Below are 17405 nucleotides of genomic sequence, written 5' to 3'. Positions count from 1 at the left end.
TTGACGTCAAGTTAATTTCGCCCTTAAGTCCGCGCATGGATCATGTCGACAGAATTTTAGCCCAGTGGAACCGCGAACGGCCCGATCTCGATGTCGGGCCGATGGGCCTGCTCGGCCGCATCGCGCGGCTGCGCACCCATCTTGCGCGGGAAATCGACAAGACGCTCGCCGACAACGGGCTCAACGCCGCGAGTTTCGACGTGCTGGCGACGCTTCGCCGGTCCGGGCCGCCCTATCGGCTCTCCCCGGGCGACCTGCTGGCGGCCACCATGGTCACCTCCGGCACAATGACCAATCGCCTGGATCAGCTGGAAAAAGCCGGACTGATCGAACGCTCGCACAATCCGGAAGACCGGCGCGGCGTGATCATCGCGCTGACGCCGAAGGGGTTTTCCGTGGTGGATGCGACGGTGACCGCCCATGTCGGGAACCAGCACCGGCTGCTGGAAGGCCTGGATGACGGGGAACGCGCGGCGCTCGACGGCTTGCTGCGGAAATTCCTCGGCGAATTCGAATAGTCAGATGCGGTCGACCAGCTTTTCGACCCGTGCGATATACGCCTTGCGCTTGGCCTCGCTGCTGCGATCGATGTCGTAGAGATTGACCAGCTTGAAATCGAGGCCCTTGGCGCAGAAGGCGGCGATGGCGCGCTTCAAGAGCCGTTTCACCGGGTTGCCCATGTAGAGATGCACGATCCACCAGGGTGAACCGGTCGTGGTGAAGGCCCAGAACAGGTGGATATTGTGGAGGCGCGGCTGGATGCGCCCGCCCGCGGGATCGTTTTCATAGGCGACGCCGGGGGCAAACACCCGGTCGAAGAAGCCTTTCAGGATGGCCGGGAAATTGAACCACCACTGCGGAAAGACCAGCACAAGCCCGTCCGCCGCCTTCAGCCGCGAAACGAACGGCTCCGCTTCCGAGGGGTCGTAACCCGGCTCGAAAAAGCGGGCGCGTTCGGAGGGCGTCAGCCGAGGATCGAAATCCTCGCGATAGAGGTCGAGAAGATCGACCGTATGGCCGTTCGCCACCAGTTTCCGCCGCACCGTCTCGGCGACGCTAGCGGCAAAACTCTCTTCCAGCGGATGGGCGAGCACGAGCAGGATGCGCATCAGAACAGCGAGCCCTGGCGCGGCGCCGGTTTCTCCGGCTCCGCCTTCGCGCCCTTCTTGCGTGGCGGTGTGCCGCCGCCCGAGCCCGTGACGGCATCGACGGTGCCATCGGCGAATTCGATGGCGATCGCCCGGCCCGGCCCCAGTTCCGCTGCGGCGTTTATGGGCGCACCCTCCTCATCGCGCACCAGCGCGTAACCGCGCTTCAGCACGTTGCGGTAGGAGAGCGATTGCAGCACGCGGTCCTGCGCCTGAAGCAGCGCGCGGCGGCGGGCGAGATTGCCGGCAAGCGCGCTTTCGGCGCGCAGCGCCAAGCCCGTCAGCCGGTCGCGCGACCGGCCGGTCTGCGCGGCGATGCGGGCGGGTGTCGCGCGCAGCGACACGTCGAAGGCGGAGAGGCGGGCGCGGAACTGGTCGAGCCGGCGCTCGATGATACGCTCGGCGCGTTGCACGCGGTCGGTGACCCGCTGGCGGCGCTCGGCAATGCGGGTGAGGAGCACGTCGGGCCGAAGATGCGCCGCCGCGCGCTCGAAGGTGCGGCGCTTGTTGACCGTGTTCATCTGCAGGCCGCGGCCAAGCCCGGTGGCCGCCTCGTCGAAGCGGCGGCGGGGGAGCGCGAGAAGCTGGTCGAGCGAGGGCAGTGCCCGCGCGAGTGCGCGCACTCCCTGGCGGCGATTGTCCATCTGGCGGGCCACGGCGCCGCGAAGGCGGGCCGTGAGCGAGGCGATTTCCGCGTCGAGGTCGGCTTTGACGGGCACAGCCATTTCGGCCGCCCCCGTCGGCGTCGGCGCGCGCCGGTCGGCCGCATGGTCGATCAGCGTCCAGTCCGTCTCGTGGCCGACGGCGGAGATCAGCGGGATTTTCGAGGCGGCGGCGGCGCGCACGACGATCTCGTCGTTGAAACTCCAGAGGTCCTCCAGGCTGCCGCCGCCGCGCGCGACGATCAGCACGTCCGGTCGCGGCATCGGCCCGCCGGGCTGAAACGCATTGAAACCATCGATCGCCGCCGCCACCTCCTGCCCGGACCCTTCGCCCTGCACCTTGACCGGCCAGACGATGACGTGGACCGGAAACCGGTCGGCGATGCGGTGCAGGATGTCGCGGATGACGGCACCGGTCGGCGAGGTGACCACGCCGATCACCTTGGGCAGGAAGGGGAGCGGCTTCTTGCGCTCCGTATCGAACAGCCCCTCGGCGGCAAGCTTGCGGCGGCGTTCCTCCAGCAGCGCCATCAGCGCGCCGGCACCGGCGGGCTCCAGCGTCTCGATGACGATCTGGTATTTCGAGGAGCCCGGGAAGGTGGTGACCTTGCCGGTGGCGATCACCTCCATGCCCTCTTCCGGCTTGAAGCGCAGTTTTGAGAAACTGCCCTTCCAGATCACCGCGTCGATGCGCGCCCGATCGTCCTTCAGCGAGAAATAGGCGTGGCCGGAAGAATGCGGGCCGCGATAGCCGGAAATCTCGCCGCGCACGCGCACCTGGTCGAAGGCCTGCTCGACCGTGCGCTTGATGGAGCCGGAAAGTTCCGACACCGAATATTCGGCGAGGTTGCTGGGCGAATCACTGTCGGAAAAGAAGCTCATGCGGCAAAGTGTAGTGCGTTTGTCGGCGGATGACAGGGTGCCGCAGCCGGCATCCCCAGCTGTCGCACCCCCAAAAAAAGCGACCTATTCGGGTTTCACCCGGTAGAGCTTTAGCACCGGCCCCTGCGCGCCCTCGACCGGCTCCAGATAGTCCGGCACCTTGCCTTTCAGGAGGTTGGCATAGAGACCGTCCGGCTCGGCCTTGGCGATCATCTTGATCTGCGAATTGCCCGGGCAGAAGGCAAGCAACGTCACCTTGGCCCCGCGCAAGAATGCTTCCGCCTGGCGCGGGTTGGAAAGGCCGATATGCAGCTCCGTCAGCATGCCGCCCTGGTTGCGGTGGTAGGGCGCGGACAGCACGCGGTGGCCGGTAAAGCGCAGGATCGGCGCGCCGAGATCCGAAACGGCAGCGACGACGCCGATCGGCTCGTGGGTAAGCGGCGCCAGCACGGACTGGTCCTTGCAGGCGGGCAGCTTCGGCTTGCTCGAAAGTTCGGAGCGCAGCACATCGCCGGACTGGCCGGGCAGGAGGGCGCCGCCGAGCGCCCAGCTGGCGGGCGTCGAGGCAAGCGTCAGGCCGGCGAAAGCGGCGCCGAGCTTCAGGTTCTTCGGCGCGGCGTTGGATGCCTGGCGCAGCCTGGCGACCATGCGACCGAGCGGGATGGCGGCAAGCACATAGACGAAGATCGAGCCGCGGATCTGGAGAATGGAGATCGCGAAGGCGACCGTCAGCAGCGCGAGCAGGATGAGATGCTGTTCCGTCGCCTCGCGGCGATAGACGCAGCGCAGGCAGGCGACGATCGCGATCACGCCGGTGGCGTAGAAGCCGGCGATCGACGTGGGGTCGAGGTGGAACTGCGCGATTGCCGATTGCGCCTCGATGACCATGTCGAGCCAGAAGGTTTTCAGCAGCGGATCGAGCGCATCGAGCGGGTTCGACAGGCAGCCGGGCGCGATCAGCAGCACGGCCGCGGCAAGCACGGCGCCGGCACCGGCGAGCGCAAAAACCCGGCCGCGGAACGACCAGGCGCTGGCGAGCGACGCCGTCAGGAAAAGCGTGCCGCCGCCGAGCGTGGCGAGCGCATAGAAGCCGTAGGACAGGCTGTCGCAGGTGACCTGGGTGTAATGCGACGGCGCGACGGTGGCGAAGAAGGCGCCGGTCGTCGTCAGCGCCAGCGCAAGGCCATAGGCGGTGGCCGCGTCCCGGAAGCTACTGCCATGCCACGCCCAGCGAAGGGCGACGATCAGGCAGACCGCGCCGATCAGCGGCGTCGTCTCCACGCCGATGGCGATGGCAAAGCCGGCCAGCACGCCCGCGATGGCATGGTCGCGCGGTCGTCTTGTGGGCGAAAGCAGCATGGCCGTGATGGCGGTCACCAGCAGGATCTGCACGTTGTGGTGATCGATCGAGCCGGGCTGGAAGCGGTTCAGCGAGAGGATGAGGATGGAGGTCAGGATCAGCGTCGCATGCATCGCCATCGTGCCGCCCAGCCGATAGCTGGCGACGCCCGCGCTGAAGAGCACCGCGACGACGAGAATGGATGGCCAGACGGCAAGCGCCAGCGCCTCGGCCTGCTGCTGCCCGGCAAAAAGCGAGAAGAAACTGATCAGGTTGGCGATGGGCAGGTCGATGAAGCGCGACCAGTGCATCGGCGTGCCGCCCGAAAGCCCCAGGCGATACTGCGTCGTGTCGAACCAGCCCTGGCCGGCGAGCAGGTCGCGCACCATGACGAGCCGCATCGCATCGTCATTGTCGGAGCCGACATAATCGGTGGTGAAGGGCAGCGAAAGGGCCAGCAGCAGGGCGATGGTGATGGCGGAATAAAAGGCGAGCACGCGCCAGGTCATCCCGGTGCGCGGGGCGAACGTCTCCTGCTGTGCGATCGGCAGGGCTGCAGGCATGGATTTCGACACGTTTCGCCTCTTTGTCTGCCCATTCAACTCTGGCGAAAACCTAGCCTTAACCTTCTCAAGAAATAGTAAAACCGGTGGGACGCATGAGGCGGCCCGCAACGGAGACCGCGTCGTCATGACGGAAGCCTTGCTGGAAGACCTTGAGATTGCCGTGCTGCTGCCCTGCTACAACGAGGCGCAGACGATCGGCGATGTCGTGACGAATTTCCGCGCAGCGCTGCCCTCCGCCCGCGTCTATGTCTACGACAACAATTCCACCGACTCGACCGCACTGCGCGCAGCCCTTGCGGGCGCGACCGTCGTGCGCGAGCGCCGCCAGGGCAAGGGCAATGTGGTGCGCCGCATGTTCTCCGATATCGAGGCGGATATCTATATCATGGCCGACGGCGACGGCACCTATGCGGCCTCCGACGCGCCGGAACTCATCCGCACGCTGATCACCGAGGGCGCCGACATGGTCGTCGGCACGCGCCGCGGCGTGCATGCGGATGCCGGACGCCAGGGCCACGCCTTCGGCAACCGCATCTTCAACACGCTGTTCCGCTCGCTGTTCGGCAACGATTTCTCCGATATCTTCTCCGGCTACCGGGCCTTCTCCCGCCGCTTCGCCAAAAGCTTCCCGGCCGTGTCCGGCGGTTTCGAGATCGAAACGGAAATGTCCGTGCATGCCTCGCGCCTGCGCATGCCCATCGCCGAGCTGGAGCTCGACTACGGCCGCCGGCCGGAAGGTTCCCATTCCAAGCTCTCCACCTTCAAGGATGGCGCAAAGATCCTCTGGATGTTCGCCATGCTGATGAAGGAGACGCGGCCCTTTGTGTTCTTCGGCGCGATCAGCGGGTTCTTCATGATCCTGAGCCTCAGCTTCATGGCGCCGGTGCTGGGCGAATATTTTCGCACGGGGCTCGTCGAGCGTATGCCGACCTGGGTCTTCTCGCTGGCGCTGATGATGATCTCGTTCCTGGTCTTCTCCGCCGGCATGATCCTCGATTCGCTGGCCCGCGCCCGCGCCGAGCAGCTGCGCATCCATTACATGAACCAATCCGCCGGCCGGCATGCCCGCACCGCCCGCAGGGCGGAAAAGGCGACGCGGCATCTTGCGGCCTGACCGAACGGGACAGCACCATGAACAGGGAAACCACCAACCGCATCCGCTTCGTGATCGAGGACGTGCTGCCGCCGATCCTGCGCGATTCCGCGCTGTTCAAGCAGGCGGCGAGCCTGGTCTGGGGCAAGCATATCGGCAAGCTGGCGAAATTCCGCGAGCGCGCGCCCTTCCTCACCCCCGCGGAATATGAGGATCTCTACCGCGAGCACCCGCGCGTGCATGCCGGCACGGACAATTCGCAGGCCTGCATCGACCGTATCGTCGCCTCCATCGTCGGCGAAAGCGTCTGCGATGTCGGCTGCGGCACCGGTGCGCTGTTGAACTTTATCAAGGCGGGCAATCCCGGCCTCAAGCGGCTGACCGGCGTCGATTTCGTCGTCGACGATGCGGCGAGCATCACAGGCGTCGAATATGTCGCCGCCATGATCGAGTCTTTGCCCTTTGCCGATGGCGAGTTCGACACGGTTGTCTGTACCCATGTCATCGAGCATGTGCTGGAATATCGCCAGGCCATCGCCGAGCTGCGCCGCATCGCCCGCCGCCGGCTGATCATCGTCGTGCCGCGCGAGCGGGAATACCGCTACAGCTTCAACCCGCATTTTAACTTCTTCCCCTACACGCATTCCTTCCTGCGCGCCGTGCATCCCGTGCCGCCGCGCCATGTCTGCGTCGATATCGGCCGCGACATTTTTTACATGGAAGACCGCGCGGAGCCCGACGCGTGACCACAGGCGGCTATAGCCCGACCATCTGGGCCGGCCTGCTCGGCACGCCGCTCTTGATTGCAGCGGGGCAGGTGCTGTTCAAGCTGACGAGCGGCACGACCGGCGAATTCGGCGTGAAGGGCCTCGTCGCGCTGGCGCTCAATCCACTGCTGTTGTTGGCGCTCGCGATCTACGGCGCCGGCACGATCGTCTGGATTTTTGTGCTGAAGGCGGTGCCGCTGACCATAGGCTATTCGTTCATGGCGCTGACCTTCTGCTTCGTGCCGCTGCTCGCCAGCCTCTTCCTCGGCGAGGCGCTGACCCTGCGCTACGCGCTCGGCGCCGTCCTCATCGTCGGCGGCATGCTCGTCATCAACGGCTGAAATCACCCCTCGAAATGCGCCCGCGTCTCGGCATCCGCCGGGAAGAAGCTCTCGATCAGCACGCCCTGCACCAGCGCATCCTGAGCCGAGCCGAAGGAGGTGAGCGTGGTGATCCAGTTGAACCGTTTCGCGCCGATCGCCATCTCGATCGGCAGGATCGGCAGCCTGTCCGTCTCCGGAAAGGCTTGAAGTGCTGCCTGAATGTCGTCCGCCGCGGCCAGCCGCTCGATGCGTTTGAGAAGGGGGCTTCGCGGCCCCTGCAACCAGGCCTCGGCCCGGATGCGGTGCACGAGGTCGGCGGCCGATTGCGCCCAGTTGACGACGATATCGCGCAGCGGCGTCGGCCCGAGATAGGCATCGAGGAAATTGTCGCCCGGCGACACCGCGATCCCGGCCATGCCGGCGAGGCCGAGAAAGGCCTGGTTGGCCGTCAGCACATTGTATTCGTGATCGAAGACGACGCCCGGATAGGGATCGTGCCGGCCGAGGATGAGGCCGATCGCCTCCGCCACGGCCGGCGGGAAGGCCGACAGGCTTGCGGCCGGCGACGTCGCGAAGCGCGGGCGAAAACCGGCAGCGGAAAACAGCATTCCCTGGTCGCGCGCCGGGATATCCAGCACGGCGGAAAGCCGGAGGATCATGCCTTCGGAGGGGCGCGAGCGCCCGGTCTCCAGGAAGGACAGGTGGCGGGAGGAGATGCCGGCCTCGGTCGCAAGCTCCAGCTGGCTCATGCGCCGGTGGCCGCGCCATTCCTTGAGATGTTCGCCGAATTCCATGCCTGTCTCCCATTCCTGCTGTCGCACGCACTAAACAGCAGGCGGGACATCATTTCCATTACCTCCAAGGTAATTGGTTTGCCGCAGCGCTCCCGGCAGGATCAGCCCATCGAAACGAAAGGAGCCCACCATGTTCGCTACCCTCAACCGCAATCTCCTGAAGTCCATCATGCTTGCCGACGGCGTCTTCTCGCTCGTCGCCGCCGCCGGCCTCTTCGCCCTCTCCGGTCCCATCGGCAGCCTCATCGGCCCGCTCGCCACACAGGCCGTCCTCAACGGTTTCGCCGCCTTCTTCCTCGTCTGGGGCGCCTTCCACCTCGCCGTCGGCCGGCAGGAGCGGCCGTCGCCCGCCGCAGTCCGCTTCGCCATTGCCGGCGATGCGCTCTGGGTCATCGGCAGCGTGGCCGTGCTGCTCTTCGCCCGCAGCGGGCTGACGCTGACCGGCATCGGCCTCATCGCCGTCGTGGCCGTGGCGGTTGCCGATATCCTGCTGATCAAGCAGATCGGCCTCGGCCGGCAGCAGCGCGCAGCCCTCGCCTGAACACGCCGACATTGTTCCAATCGCCTCCGTGAAAGCGGGGGCGATTGCCGTTCAGAAAGCGTCGACCTACCCCGCGGGAGAGATTCCCCTTGCCCGGAAAATGCACTACCGTCGCGCCCGAATGAACACGGGGAGCCCTTCATGCGCGTTATCTTTTCCGAGGACCACAAGCTCAGGAACGCTCGCACCGAGCTTTACGGTGGCGAACTCGTACCGCCCTTCGAGGCACCGTTTCGGGCGGAGTGGATCTTGGCGGCGGTCAAGGATGCCGGTTTCACAGATGTTTCCGCACCGGAACGCCACGGGCTCGAAACCGCGCTGAAGGTCCACGATGCCGGCTACCTCGCCTTTCTGGAAGTGGCTTGGGAAAAGTGGAAGGCCGCCGGCTACCGGGGCGAGGCGATCGCCACCTCCTTCCCGGTGCGCCGCACCTCGCCGCGCATCCCCACCCAGATCGATGGCCTGCTCGGCTACTATTGCAACGCCACGGAAACCGCGATCACCCCCGGCACCTGGGAAGCCGCCGTCTCCTCCATGCAGACCGCGCTGACGGCAGCCGACATCGTGGCCGGCGGCGACAAGGCCGCCTTCGCGCTCTGCCGCCCGCCCGGCCACCATGCCGGCATCGACAGTTTCGGCGGCTATTGCTTCATCAACAACGCCGCCGTCGCCGCCCAGCGCTTCCTCGACAAGGGCGCGAAGAAGGTCGCGGTGCTCGATGTCGATTTCCACCACGGCAACGGCACGCAGGATATCTTCTACGAGCGCGGAGACGTCTATTTCGCCTCGCTGCATGGCGATCCGGCCGAAGCCTTCCCGCACTTCCTCGGCTATGCGGAAGAGACCGGCAAGGGTGCCGGCGAAGGCACGACGCAGAACTACCCGCTGCCGCCCGGCACGCCCTATTCCGTCTGGGAGGCCGCCCTTCACGACGCACTGAAGCGTATCGCCGCCTTCGGTGCGGAGGTGATCGTGCTGTCGCTCGGCGTCGACACGTTCGAGAAGGACCCGATCTCCTTCTTCAAGCTCACCTCGCCGGACTATATAACGATGGGCCGGGCGGTGGCGGCAAGCGGCCTGCCCGTGCTCGTCGTCATGGAAGGCGGCTACGGCGTGCCGGAAATCGGCCCCAACGTCGCGAACACGCTAAAAGGCATCACCGGCTGACGGCTTGCATCAATTTTCCTGAAGCAAGGCGTCACGATTATCCATTTGTCGGCTGGCAGACCCTCCTCTAGGACTGGGTGCCTGGAGGAGCATCTCACATGGCAGATCAACAGGTGGCAGCGGACGGCAAGCTTTCCGGCTCCGGCAATGCGGGGCTTTTTTCGGGCGTGCTGCTCTGTCTCGCCTCCATGTCGAGCATCCAGTTCGGCTCGGCGTTTTCCGCCACCGCGATCGACGCCTATGGGCCATCGACCACGACGTTCCTCCGCTTGGTCATGGCGGCCGCCGTGCTGGCGCTCATCGTGCGCCCGCCCATGCGCTCCTACAGCCGCGAGCAGTGGAAAAGCGCGCTGACGCTCGGCACCACCATGGCGGCCATGACGCTCTGTTTCTTCGCCGCCATCGACCGCATTCCGCTCGGCCTGGTCGTGGCGATCGAGTTTCTCGGTCCGCTCGCCGTCGCGACCTGGGGGCTTGGCGGCGGCTGGCGGCTGATCTGGCCGCTCGCGGCCTTCATCGGCGTCGTTCTGCTCTCCCATGACGGCGAAGGCTGGGTTGGCGATCCCGTCGGCGTGCTCTTCGCCTGCGGCGCCGGTGTCGGCTGGGGCACCTATATCGTGCTGATGAAGAAGTCGGGAAAGCTCTTCAAGGGGCTGGAAGGGCTCTCCATGTCGCTGATCGTGGCGGCAGTCGCCGCTGCACCCTTCGGCCTCATTCGCGCACACGAGGCGATGAGCCCGGAAGGGCTCGGCATGATGCTCGGCCTCGCCATCCTCGTGCCGCTCTTCCCCTATGCGCTGGAAATGATTGCGCTGCGCCGCATGCCGATGTCCGCCTTCGGCATCCTGATGAGCCTGGAACCCGCACTCGGCGCGCTGGCCGGCTTCCTGGTGCTCAGCCAGCCGATGACGCCCTTCCAGATGCTCGGCACCGCCTTGGTCGTCGCGGCGAGTGCCGGCGTCACCTCCGGCGGAAATGGCGACGCCTAAAGCGCGTCGCAATCTTTCAGATTCGCTCCTTGCGCTTTAGCTTTTTGTTTCTTCGCATGTCGTTGGTGCAAAACCGCTGCACACTTTTGCGCGACATGCTTTGGGCAAAACTGCCGCCTCTTTCATGTTCCTGCCGCAATCGCTAGGTTGAAGCAGATTCATCGAATCCTCGGGGACGCCTAGATGTACAAGAAATGCGCTGTTATCGCGGTTGCCGCGGTCTATCTTTCTGCCTGCACGACGACTGACCCCTATACGGGCGAACAGAAGGTCTCGAACACCGCTGGCGGTGCCGCGATCGGCGCCGGCGTGGGCGCCGTGGCCGGCCTGCTGATCGGCAACAACCCGGTGCAGCGCCGCAATGCCGCGCTGATCGGCGCCGGTGTCGGCGCGCTCGCCGGCGGCGCGATCGGCAATTACATGGACACGCAGGAATCCGAACTGCGCGCGCAGCTCCAGGGCACCGGCGTCTCGGTTACCCGCGTGGGCGACCGCATCGTTCTGAACATGCCGTCGAACGTCACCTTCTCGACCGACCAGGACCAGGTGATCCCGCCGTTCTATCCGACGCTCGATTCGGTGGCGATCGTGCTGCGCAAGTTCGACAAGACGCTGATCGACGTCGACGGCCACACCGACTCGGTCGGCAATGCCGGCTACAACATGGATCTCTCCAACCGCCGCGCCAATTCGGTCGCCAACTACCTCGCCTCGCGCGGTGTCGATCCGCGCCGCATGTCGGCGATGGGGTACGGCCTGGAGCGTCCGATCGCCTCCAATGCCTCGGAAATGGGCCGCGCGCAGAACCGTCGCGTCGAAATCGCGATCTCGCCGCTGAAGAGCTAAGCGCGCTTGAGCCCCGGGTCGTCGTCGGCCGGGTTGTAGAAGAGGGAGAGCACCAGGCTCTTCGCGATCCGCTCGGCCGTCGCCATGAACCACGCCTTCGCCTCTGGCGAGGGCGCGATGTCGTCGAGCGTCGCGGAAAACAGGCCGAGCCAGGTCTGGAAAAGCGGCGGGTTCATGCCCTGAACGCCCTGATGCGCCATCACCGGCTTGCCGCCATAGCCGCCGTCCTTGAAGGCGACGGCGGACCAGAAGCGGTTCATCTTCGCCATATGCTCCGGCCAGCGGCCTTGAAGCCGGCCGTCGAACACCGGGCCAAGCTCCGGATGCGCCCGCACGCGGCCGTAAAACGTCTCCACCAGCAGCGGAATGAAGTCGGCGGTAACACCGATCGCCAGCATCTCTGCCTCCGCACGGGCACGGATGGCGGCGAAATGGGAGAGGCGGTCGGGAGCATCTTCGGTCATGGGCCGAAGATAGGATGCCGGCCGGCCGCATACAATCCGGCCGATCGCCGCAGGCAGGTCAGGGTCCCTCGCGATCCAGCGCCCATTCCAGCCGCTTGTAATCAAACCCGTATTTCAGCGTGGGCTTGACCACCTCGAAATAGGGCGAGAGGTCGAAATCGCGCGGCGTGTAGAGCGAGTGGTGGCGGATGTGCAGGATCTCTTCGCGCGAATAGGTCGAGGTCGCCGCTGCATGGCCCGGCGAGCGGACGATATCCGGCAGGATCGGGTAGCGGATCCGCTCGAAGGCTTCCGCGATCAGCGTGGAGCAGATCGCCCGCGTCGGATCACCCGAGCCGAAGGCCAGCATGCGGCGGCGCCAGCGCACCGGCACGGGCGGCGCCGGCAGGAAGAAGCGCAGCATGTCGATGATGTTCTTCAGGTCGTATTTGAGGCCGAGGCGCGAGACCATGAAGGAGACCAGCATGTTGCGATCCTCCGGGGTCAGGCCGACAGGCCGGCAGATGCGCGTGTTGTAGGTGCGGTATTTGGTGAGCGGCACCGCCACGCAGCCCTCGCCGAGATTGACCTCGATGAGCTGCGGCCGGTCGATCGAGGGCAGCGCCGCCTGGTCGAGCGTCAGCGGGATCTCGTCGCCGACGAAGAGCGCCGCATGCGACCAGGTCGATTGCGTGAGGTATTTGATCGCCGCCGAGACCTTCTGGTTGCCCTCGACGAGCAGCACGTCGCCGGGCCGCAGCGTGCGCGCCAGCGTTTCCGGGTCGGAGGGCGTGTAGGGCTCGTAGCCCGAAGCCTGGCTTTGCAGGCGGTCTGCGAGGCGGCGGCCGAGATGGTCCAGCAATGTGTCGCGGCTTGCAGAAAGCGGCTTCAGTGCGGCGGTCACATTGCGTCCTTTGCAGTCTCTGTCGCCACCACTCTAGCGTTAGCCGCGACACTCTGTCGAGGTTGACCGGAGCGAATGCGATCCTATATTTAGAATAATTCTAAACTGGATTTTCGCCGATGTTCTCCCGCCTTCTCCGCCCCGGCAAACGCAGCCTCGAATCGCTCAGCGAACAGGAAATCCTGGCGCTCGCCATTTCCTCCGAAGAGGACGACGGCCGCATCTATCTCGCCTATGCCGATGCGCTGCGTGACGCCTATCCGCATTCCGCCCGCGTCTTCGAGGAGATGGCGGAGGAGGAAAGCCATCACCGCCAGATGCTGATCGATCGGCATGTCGCCCGCTTCGGCGACCGCATCCCGCTGGTGCGGCGTGAATATGTGCGCGACTTCCCGGAGCGGAAGCCCGACTGGCTGATCGGCAACATGTCGGTCGAGAAGATCCGCGAGCAGGCGGAAGCCATGGAGGACGCCGCCCACCGCTTCTACCTGACCGCCGCCTCGCGCACGCAGGACGCCGCCACGCGAAAACTGCTCGGCGACTTGGCGCTGGCGGAAAAGTCGCATGAATCGCTCGCCCGCAGGCTCGGCGAGGAGCACACGCCAACGGATGTGAAGGCCGAGGAGGACCAGACGTCGCGGCGGCAATTCGTGCTGACCTATGTGCAGCCGGGCCTTGCCGGCCTGATGGATGGCTCTGTCTCGACGCTCGCGCCGATCTTCGCCGCTGCCTTCGCCACGCAGGATACCTGGCAGACGTTTCTCGTCGGCCTCTCCGCCTCCGTCGGCGCCGGTATCTCCATGGGCTTCACGGAGGCAGCCCATGACGACGGAAAACTCTCCGGCCGTGGTTCGCCCGTCAAACGCGGCCTCGCCTCCGGCATCATGACGGCGCTCGGCGGCCTCGGCCACGCGCTGCCCTATCTCATTCCGAATTTCCTGCTGGCGACGACCATCGCCGTGATCGTCGTGTTCATCGAACTCTGGGCCATCGCCTTCATCCAGAACCGCTACATGGAAACACCGTTCCTGCGCGCCGCCATGCAGGTCGTGCTCGGCGGCAGCCTCGTGCTGGCGGCGGGTGTGCTGATTGGCAATGCCTGAAACGCAAAAGGCCCACCCCACCCACTGCGTCATCCTCGGGCTTGACCCGAGGATCCATGCCACAAGTGAGGGCGTACCGTGATGCGTGGATCCTCGGGTCAAGCCCGAGGATGACGGTGGAGAGGTCGGCAGGCCTTGAATTGGTACGAGCGGGGCGTTGTTATCGCCCCGCCTTTACACAATTACGCCCGCAGCGTGCCGCCCGTCGTCTTGACCACGTTGCCGACGATCTTGGCCGTCAGCGCTTCGAAATCCTCGTCCGTCAGCGTCTTGTCGGTCGGCTGGATGACGACTTCGATGGCGATCGACTTCTTGCCTTCGCCGAGCGAGGCGCCCTCGAAGACGTCGAAGACGGTCACGCCTGCGATCAGCTTGCGGTCGGCGCCGGTAGCGGCGCGCACGATGGCGCCGGCGTCCACCGTCTTGTCGACGACGAAGGCGAAGTCGCGCTTGACGGCCTGGAAGGGCGAGAGGTCGAGCGCCGGCTTGGTGCGGGTTGCCTTCTTCTTCGGGTCCGGCATGGCATCGACATAGATCTCGAAGCCGGCGAGCGCGCCGGACACGTCGAGCGCGCCGAGCGCCTTCGGGTGGAACTCGCCGAAGTAGCCCAGAACGATCTTCGGACCCATCTTGATCGTGCCGGAGCGGCCCGGATGATACCAGGCGGGCGCACCCGCCTCGATCTGCACATTGCCCATCGGCAGGCCGCAGGCCTCGATCACGGCGAGCGCATCGGCCTTTGCGTCATAGACGTCGACCGGCTTGCCACCGCCCTTGGCGGCATTCGACCAGAGACGGCCAGAGCCGGCAAGCGAGGCCGTGCCGCGGCGCACACCACCGGCAACGCGGCGCTGGCCTTCAGGCCTGTCGTTCTCGTAGGTGCCGGAGACTTCGAACAGCGCGACGTCGCCATACCCCTTGTCGGCATTGCGCTGCGCAGCCGCCAGCAGGCCCGGCAGCAGCGAGGGCCGCATGTCGGACATATCGGCAGCAATCGGGTTCGACAGCGCGAGCGACGCGGCGCCACCGCCGAAGAGCTCGGCATGCGCCTTGGGGATGAACGACCAGGTGACGGCCTCCATCATGCCGCGCGAGGCGAGCGCGCGCTTGGCAAGACGCGAACGGATCTGCAGCGTGGTGAGGATGCGGCCGTTCACCGCGCCATGGCTTTCCAGCGGCGCCGGCTTGATATTGTCGACGCCGTGGATGCGCATGACCTCTTCCACGAGGTCCGCCTTGCCATCGACATCCGGACGCCAGGAGGGGACCGCGACGGAGACGCGCTCGCCCGAGCCCGAAACCTTGAAGCCGAGGCGGGTCAGGATGTCGACGCTCTCTTCCGACGAGACGTCGAGGCCGGTGAGGCGCTTGACGTCCGTGAACGGGAAATCGACGACCTTGGCGTCATAGCCCTTGTAGCCGACGACGTCGGTCTTCGCCGCCGTCCCGCCGCAGAGCTCCAGCACCAGTTCGGTGGCGCGCTCCAGGCCCGGCACCATGTATTCCGGGTCCACGCCGCGCTCGAAGCGGTAGCGTGCATCCGTGATGATGCCGTGCGAGCGGCCGGACTTGGCGATGTTCATCGGATCCCAGAGTGCGGATTCGATCAGCACGTCCGTGGTATCGGCATCGCAGCCCGAGTGCTCGCCGCCCATGATGCCGCCGATCGATTCCACGCCATTATCGTCGGCGATGACGACGTTGGACGGGTTCAGCGTGTATTCGCGCGTATCGAGCGCCAGAACCTTCTCGCCTTCCGCCGCCCGGCGCACGACGAGATTGCCCTTCACCTTGGCCGCGTCGAAGACGTGCAACGGGCGGCCCTGGTCGAAGGTCATGTAGTTGGTGATGTCGACCAGCGCATTGATCGGGCGAAGGCCGATGGCGATGAGCCGCTGCTGCATCCAGCGCGGGCTCGGGCCGTTCTTGACGCCGCGCACGAGGCGGAGCGCAAAGCCCGGGCAGAGATGATCGTCACCGCCGAGATCGAGCGTCACCTTGACCGACGTCTCACCTTCCACCTTGAAGGACGGCGCCTTCGGCGTCTTCAGCGTACCGAGGCCGGCGGCGGCGAGGTCGCGGGCGATGCCGAAAATGCTGGTGCAGTCCGGCCGGTTCGGCGTCAGGTTGATCTCGATGACCGGATCGTCGAGACCGGCATAGGCGGCATAGCTCTGGCCGACCGGCGCATCGGCCGGCAGGTCGATGATGCCGTCATGGTTGTCGGAGATTTCCAGTTCCTTCTCCGAGCACATCATGCCGCGGCTCTCGACGCCGCGAATGGTGCCGACGGCAAGCGTCACGTCGATGCCGGGCACATAGGTGCCGGGCGCGGCAAAGGCGCCGACGAGGCCGGTGCGCGCATTCGGCGCGCCGCAAACGACCTGGATCGGATCACCCTTGCCGGTATCGACCATCAGCACGCGCAGCTTGTCGGCGTTGGGGTGCTGTTCGGCGGAGACGACCTTGGCGATGACGAAGGGTTTGAAGGCCGCCTTGTCGTCGACGTCTTCCACTTCGAGGCCGATCGCCGTCAACTTCGCGCAGATGTCTTCCAGCGAGGCGTCGGTGTCGAGATGGTCCTTCAGCCAGGAGAGCGTGAATTTCATGAGATTTCTCCTTGGTGCCGGTTACGCGCTGAGGCCGCCGAACAGGGTCGGCATGTCGAGCGGGCGGAAGCCGTAGTGGTTCAGCCAGCGGACGTCGGCGTTGAAGAAGTCGCGCAGGTCCGGCATGCCGTATTTCAGCATGGCGATGCGGTCGAGGCCCATGCCCCAGGCAAAGCCCTGGTACTCGTCCGGATCGAGATCGCCGGCGCGCAGCACGTTCGGGTGAACCATGCCGCAGCCGAGGATTTCCATCCAGTCGGTGCCCTCGCCGAACTTGACGATCGGGCCGGACGAGCGGTCGCACTGGATATCGACCTCGAAGGACGGCTCGGTGAACGGGAAGTAGGACGGACGGAAGCGCATGGTGACGCTGTCGACCTCGAAGAAGGCCTTGCAGAACTCTTCCAGCACCCAGCGCATGTTGGCGACATTCGCCTTTTTGTCGACCACGAGGCCTTCGACCTGGTGGAACATCGGCGAATGGGTGGCGTCGCTGTCCTGGCGATAGGTCTTGCCGGGAATGATGATGCGGATCGGCGGCTTTTGCGCTTCCATGGTGCGGATCTGCACGGGCGAGGTGTGCGTGCGCAGCACCTTGCGCTCGCCGTTCTCGTCCGCGGGGAAGAAGAACGTGTCGTGCATCTCGCGGGCCGGGTGGCCCTCGGGGAAGTTCAGAGCCGTGAAGTTATAGTAGTCGGTCTCGACGTCCGGACCTTCGGCGATGGAAAAGCCCATATCGCCGAAGATCGCGGTGATTTCATCGACAATCTGGCTGATCGGATGGATGCGGCCGCGCTCGGCGGGCGAGGAGCGCACCGGCAGGCTGACATCGACCGTCTCGGCCGCAAGGCGCGCTTCGATCGCGGCATCGCGCAGCGCCGTCTTGCGCTCGGTAATCGCATCCGTCACGCGGGTCTTCAGCGCGTTGATCGCCGCACCCCGCGTCTGGCGCTCTTCCGGCGACATGGTGCCAAGCGTCTTCAGGAGGTCCGAGACGGAACCCTTCTTGCCGAGTGCGCCCACGCGCACGGCCTCGATCGCCGCTTCGTCGGAGGCCGCGGCAACGTCGGAGAGGAGCTGCTGTTCCAAAGTGTCGAGTTCAATCATCTTTACCTGCTTTGCTTGCGTCGGCCGGGCGGGGGGCCAGGAGACCCTCGGACGGATAGCCGGTTGCGGCGAGGAAGCGCCGCAGATCACTACCCATGTGCACGCGCCCGATCAATCGGGTG

The 17405-nt window shown here is 65.6% G+C and carries 17 protein-coding genes; 9 read left to right on the top strand and 8 right to left on the bottom strand.

The genetic code is table 11. From position 1 onward, the window contains the following. The first annotated feature begins 35 nt into the window (after positions 1 to 35). The gene (locus tag J2Y63_RS15465) at positions 36 to 518 is read left to right on the top strand and encodes a MarR family winged helix-turn-helix transcriptional regulator (protein WP_435266804.1); all 483 of its coding nucleotides are present in this window, start codon (positions 36 to 38) and stop codon (positions 516 to 518) included. Here J2Y63_RS15465 and J2Y63_RS15460 read toward each other — a convergent pair whose 3' ends face one another. The 3 genes from J2Y63_RS15460 to J2Y63_RS15450 all read right to left on the bottom strand — a co-directional run bounded on the left by J2Y63_RS15460 (position 519) and on the right by J2Y63_RS15450 (position 4606). Then, positions 519 to 1109, bottom strand: a complete 591-nt coding sequence (locus J2Y63_RS15460; protein ID WP_435266803.1) for an NAD(P)H-dependent oxidoreductase — start codon at positions 1107 to 1109, stop codon at positions 519 to 521. Then, positions 1109 to 2692 carry an exodeoxyribonuclease VII large subunit gene (gene xseA / locus J2Y63_RS15455; protein WP_435266802.1) on the bottom strand — a complete coding sequence of 528 codons (1584 nt, stop codon included), beginning with the start codon at positions 2690 to 2692 and terminating at the stop codon, positions 1109 to 1111. Before xseA ends, J2Y63_RS15460 begins: the two co-directional genes overlap by 1 nt. 84 nt (positions 2693 to 2776) lie before the next feature. Continuing rightward, positions 2777 to 4606: a hypothetical protein gene (locus J2Y63_RS15450; RefSeq protein ID WP_435266801.1), complete on the bottom strand. Its 1830-nt coding sequence runs from the start codon at positions 4604 to 4606 to the stop codon at positions 2777 to 2779. 115 nt (positions 4607 to 4721) lie between these two features. On the opposite strand from J2Y63_RS15450, the gene J2Y63_RS15445 reads away from it, so the two are divergent. From J2Y63_RS15445 to J2Y63_RS15435, 3 genes are read left to right on the top strand one after another with little or no spacing between them, the layout of a single operon-like run. Continuing rightward, positions 4722 to 5711: a glycosyltransferase gene (locus J2Y63_RS15445; protein ID WP_435266800.1), complete on the top strand. Its 990-nt coding sequence runs from the start codon at positions 4722 to 4724 to the stop codon at positions 5709 to 5711. 17 nt (positions 5712 to 5728) lie between these two features. After that, complete coding sequence (locus J2Y63_RS15440; RefSeq protein WP_435266799.1) at positions 5729 to 6436, top strand: class I SAM-dependent methyltransferase; 708 nt, start codon at positions 5729 to 5731, stop codon at positions 6434 to 6436. Continuing rightward, on the top strand, positions 6433 to 6798 hold the full coding sequence (locus tag J2Y63_RS15435) for a transporter (RefSeq protein WP_327506704.1): 366 nt from the start codon (positions 6433 to 6435) through the stop codon (positions 6796 to 6798). The genes J2Y63_RS15440 and J2Y63_RS15435 overlap by 4 nt, the downstream gene beginning before the upstream one ends. A gap of 2 nt (positions 6799 to 6800) precedes the next feature. Here J2Y63_RS15435 and J2Y63_RS15430 read toward each other — a convergent pair whose 3' ends face one another. Beyond that, a complete protein-coding gene (locus J2Y63_RS15430) occupies positions 6801 to 7574 on the bottom strand; it encodes a helix-turn-helix domain-containing protein (RefSeq protein WP_435266798.1) in 774 nt (257 codons plus the stop codon). Positions 7575 to 7704: 130 nt separating this feature from the next. On the opposite strand from J2Y63_RS15430, the gene J2Y63_RS15425 reads away from it, so the two are divergent. The 4 genes from J2Y63_RS15425 to J2Y63_RS15410 all read left to right on the top strand — a co-directional run bounded on the left by J2Y63_RS15425 (position 7705) and on the right by J2Y63_RS15410 (position 11117). Then, positions 7705 to 8115 carry a hypothetical protein gene (locus J2Y63_RS15425; RefSeq protein ID WP_435266797.1) on the top strand — a complete coding sequence of 137 codons (411 nt, stop codon included), beginning with the start codon at positions 7705 to 7707 and terminating at the stop codon, positions 8113 to 8115. Between the two features lie 141 nt (positions 8116 to 8256). Beyond that, positions 8257 to 9282 carry a histone deacetylase family protein gene (locus tag J2Y63_RS15420; RefSeq protein ID WP_435266796.1) on the top strand — a complete coding sequence of 342 codons (1026 nt, stop codon included), beginning with the start codon at positions 8257 to 8259 and terminating at the stop codon, positions 9280 to 9282. A gap of 98 nt (positions 9283 to 9380) precedes the next feature. After that, complete coding sequence (locus tag J2Y63_RS15415) at positions 9381 to 10271, top strand: EamA family transporter (RefSeq protein ID WP_435266795.1); 891 nt, start codon at positions 9381 to 9383, stop codon at positions 10269 to 10271. A gap of 183 nt (positions 10272 to 10454) precedes the next feature. Continuing rightward, positions 10455 to 11117, top strand: a complete 663-nt coding sequence (locus tag J2Y63_RS15410) for an OmpA family protein (protein ID WP_256118195.1) — start codon at positions 10455 to 10457, stop codon at positions 11115 to 11117. Here the strand turns inward: J2Y63_RS15410 and J2Y63_RS15405 are convergent. Next, a complete protein-coding gene (locus tag J2Y63_RS15405; protein WP_435266794.1) occupies positions 11114 to 11581 on the bottom strand; it encodes a group III truncated hemoglobin in 468 nt (155 codons plus the stop codon). The two genes, J2Y63_RS15410 and J2Y63_RS15405, sit on opposite strands and share 4 nt — an antisense overlap. 58 nt (positions 11582 to 11639) lie before the next feature. Beyond that, entirely contained in the window at positions 11640 to 12464 is an 825-nt protein-coding gene (locus tag J2Y63_RS15400; RefSeq protein WP_435266793.1) for a lipo-like protein, read from the bottom strand. A 119-nt stretch (positions 12465 to 12583) separates the two neighbouring features. Between J2Y63_RS15400 and mbfA the strand changes: the two genes are divergently transcribed. Continuing rightward, positions 12584 to 13567 carry an iron exporter MbfA gene (gene mbfA, locus J2Y63_RS15395; protein ID WP_435266792.1) on the top strand — a complete coding sequence of 328 codons (984 nt, stop codon included), beginning with the start codon at positions 12584 to 12586 and terminating at the stop codon, positions 13565 to 13567. A 182-nt stretch (positions 13568 to 13749) separates the two neighbouring features. Here mbfA and pheT read toward each other — a convergent pair whose 3' ends face one another. Further along, positions 13750 to 16176, bottom strand: a complete 2427-nt coding sequence (pheT, locus tag J2Y63_RS15390; protein WP_435266791.1) for a phenylalanine--tRNA ligase subunit beta — start codon at positions 16174 to 16176, stop codon at positions 13750 to 13752. Between the two features lie 21 nt (positions 16177 to 16197). Further along, positions 16198 to 17283, bottom strand: coding sequence for a phenylalanine--tRNA ligase subunit alpha (pheS, locus tag J2Y63_RS15385; protein ID WP_435266790.1), 1086 nt, complete (start codon positions 17281 to 17283; stop codon positions 16198 to 16200). Positions 17284 to 17405 lie beyond the last annotated feature (122 nt).

Source organism: Shinella sp. BE166 (genome assembly GCF_051201095.1).
Lineage (GTDB): Bacteria > Pseudomonadota > Alphaproteobacteria > Rhizobiales > Rhizobiaceae > Shinella > Shinella lacus.
The sequence above is the reverse complement of the archived record's forward strand: the minus strand, read 5'-3'. Positions and strand labels throughout refer to the sequence as shown.

Bases quoted from the DNA above. Each gene is read 5' to 3' on its own strand.
- mbfA (WP_435266792.1), top strand. From the start codon at position 12,584: ATGTTCTCCCGCCTTCTCCGCCCCGGCAAACGCAGCCTCGAATCGCTC.
- J2Y63_RS15460 (WP_435266803.1), bottom strand. From the start codon at position 1,109: ATGCGCATCCTGCTCGTGCTCGCCCATCCGCTGGAAGAGAGTTTTGCC.
- pheT (WP_435266791.1), bottom strand. From the start codon at position 16,176: ATGAAATTCACGCTCTCCTGGCTGAAGGACCATCTCGACACCGACGCC.
- J2Y63_RS15440 (WP_435266799.1), top strand. From the start codon at position 5,729: ATGAACAGGGAAACCACCAACCGCATCCGCTTCGTGATCGAGGACGTG.
- J2Y63_RS15410 (WP_256118195.1), top strand. From the start codon at position 10,455: ATGTACAAGAAATGCGCTGTTATCGCGGTTGCCGCGGTCTATCTTTCT.
- xseA (WP_435266802.1), bottom strand. From the start codon at position 2,692: ATGAGCTTCTTTTCCGACAGTGATTCGCCCAGCAACCTCGCCGAATAT.
- J2Y63_RS15465 (WP_435266804.1), top strand. From the start codon at position 36: ATGGATCATGTCGACAGAATTTTAGCCCAGTGGAACCGCGAACGGCCC.
- J2Y63_RS15425 (WP_435266797.1), top strand. From the start codon at position 7,705: ATGTTCGCTACCCTCAACCGCAATCTCCTGAAGTCCATCATGCTTGCC.
- J2Y63_RS15420 (WP_435266796.1), top strand. From the start codon at position 8,257: ATGCGCGTTATCTTTTCCGAGGACCACAAGCTCAGGAACGCTCGCACC.
- J2Y63_RS15445 (WP_435266800.1), top strand. From the start codon at position 4,722: ATGACGGAAGCCTTGCTGGAAGACCTTGAGATTGCCGTGCTGCTGCCC.
- J2Y63_RS15405 (WP_435266794.1), bottom strand. From the start codon at position 11,581: ATGACCGAAGATGCTCCCGACCGCCTCTCCCATTTCGCCGCCATCCGT.
- J2Y63_RS15430 (WP_435266798.1), bottom strand. From the start codon at position 7,574: ATGGAATTCGGCGAACATCTCAAGGAATGGCGCGGCCACCGGCGCATG.
- J2Y63_RS15415 (WP_435266795.1), top strand. From the start codon at position 9,381: ATGGCAGATCAACAGGTGGCAGCGGACGGCAAGCTTTCCGGCTCCGGC.
- pheS (WP_435266790.1), bottom strand. From the start codon at position 17,283: ATGATTGAACTCGACACTTTGGAACAGCAGCTCCTCTCCGACGTTGCC.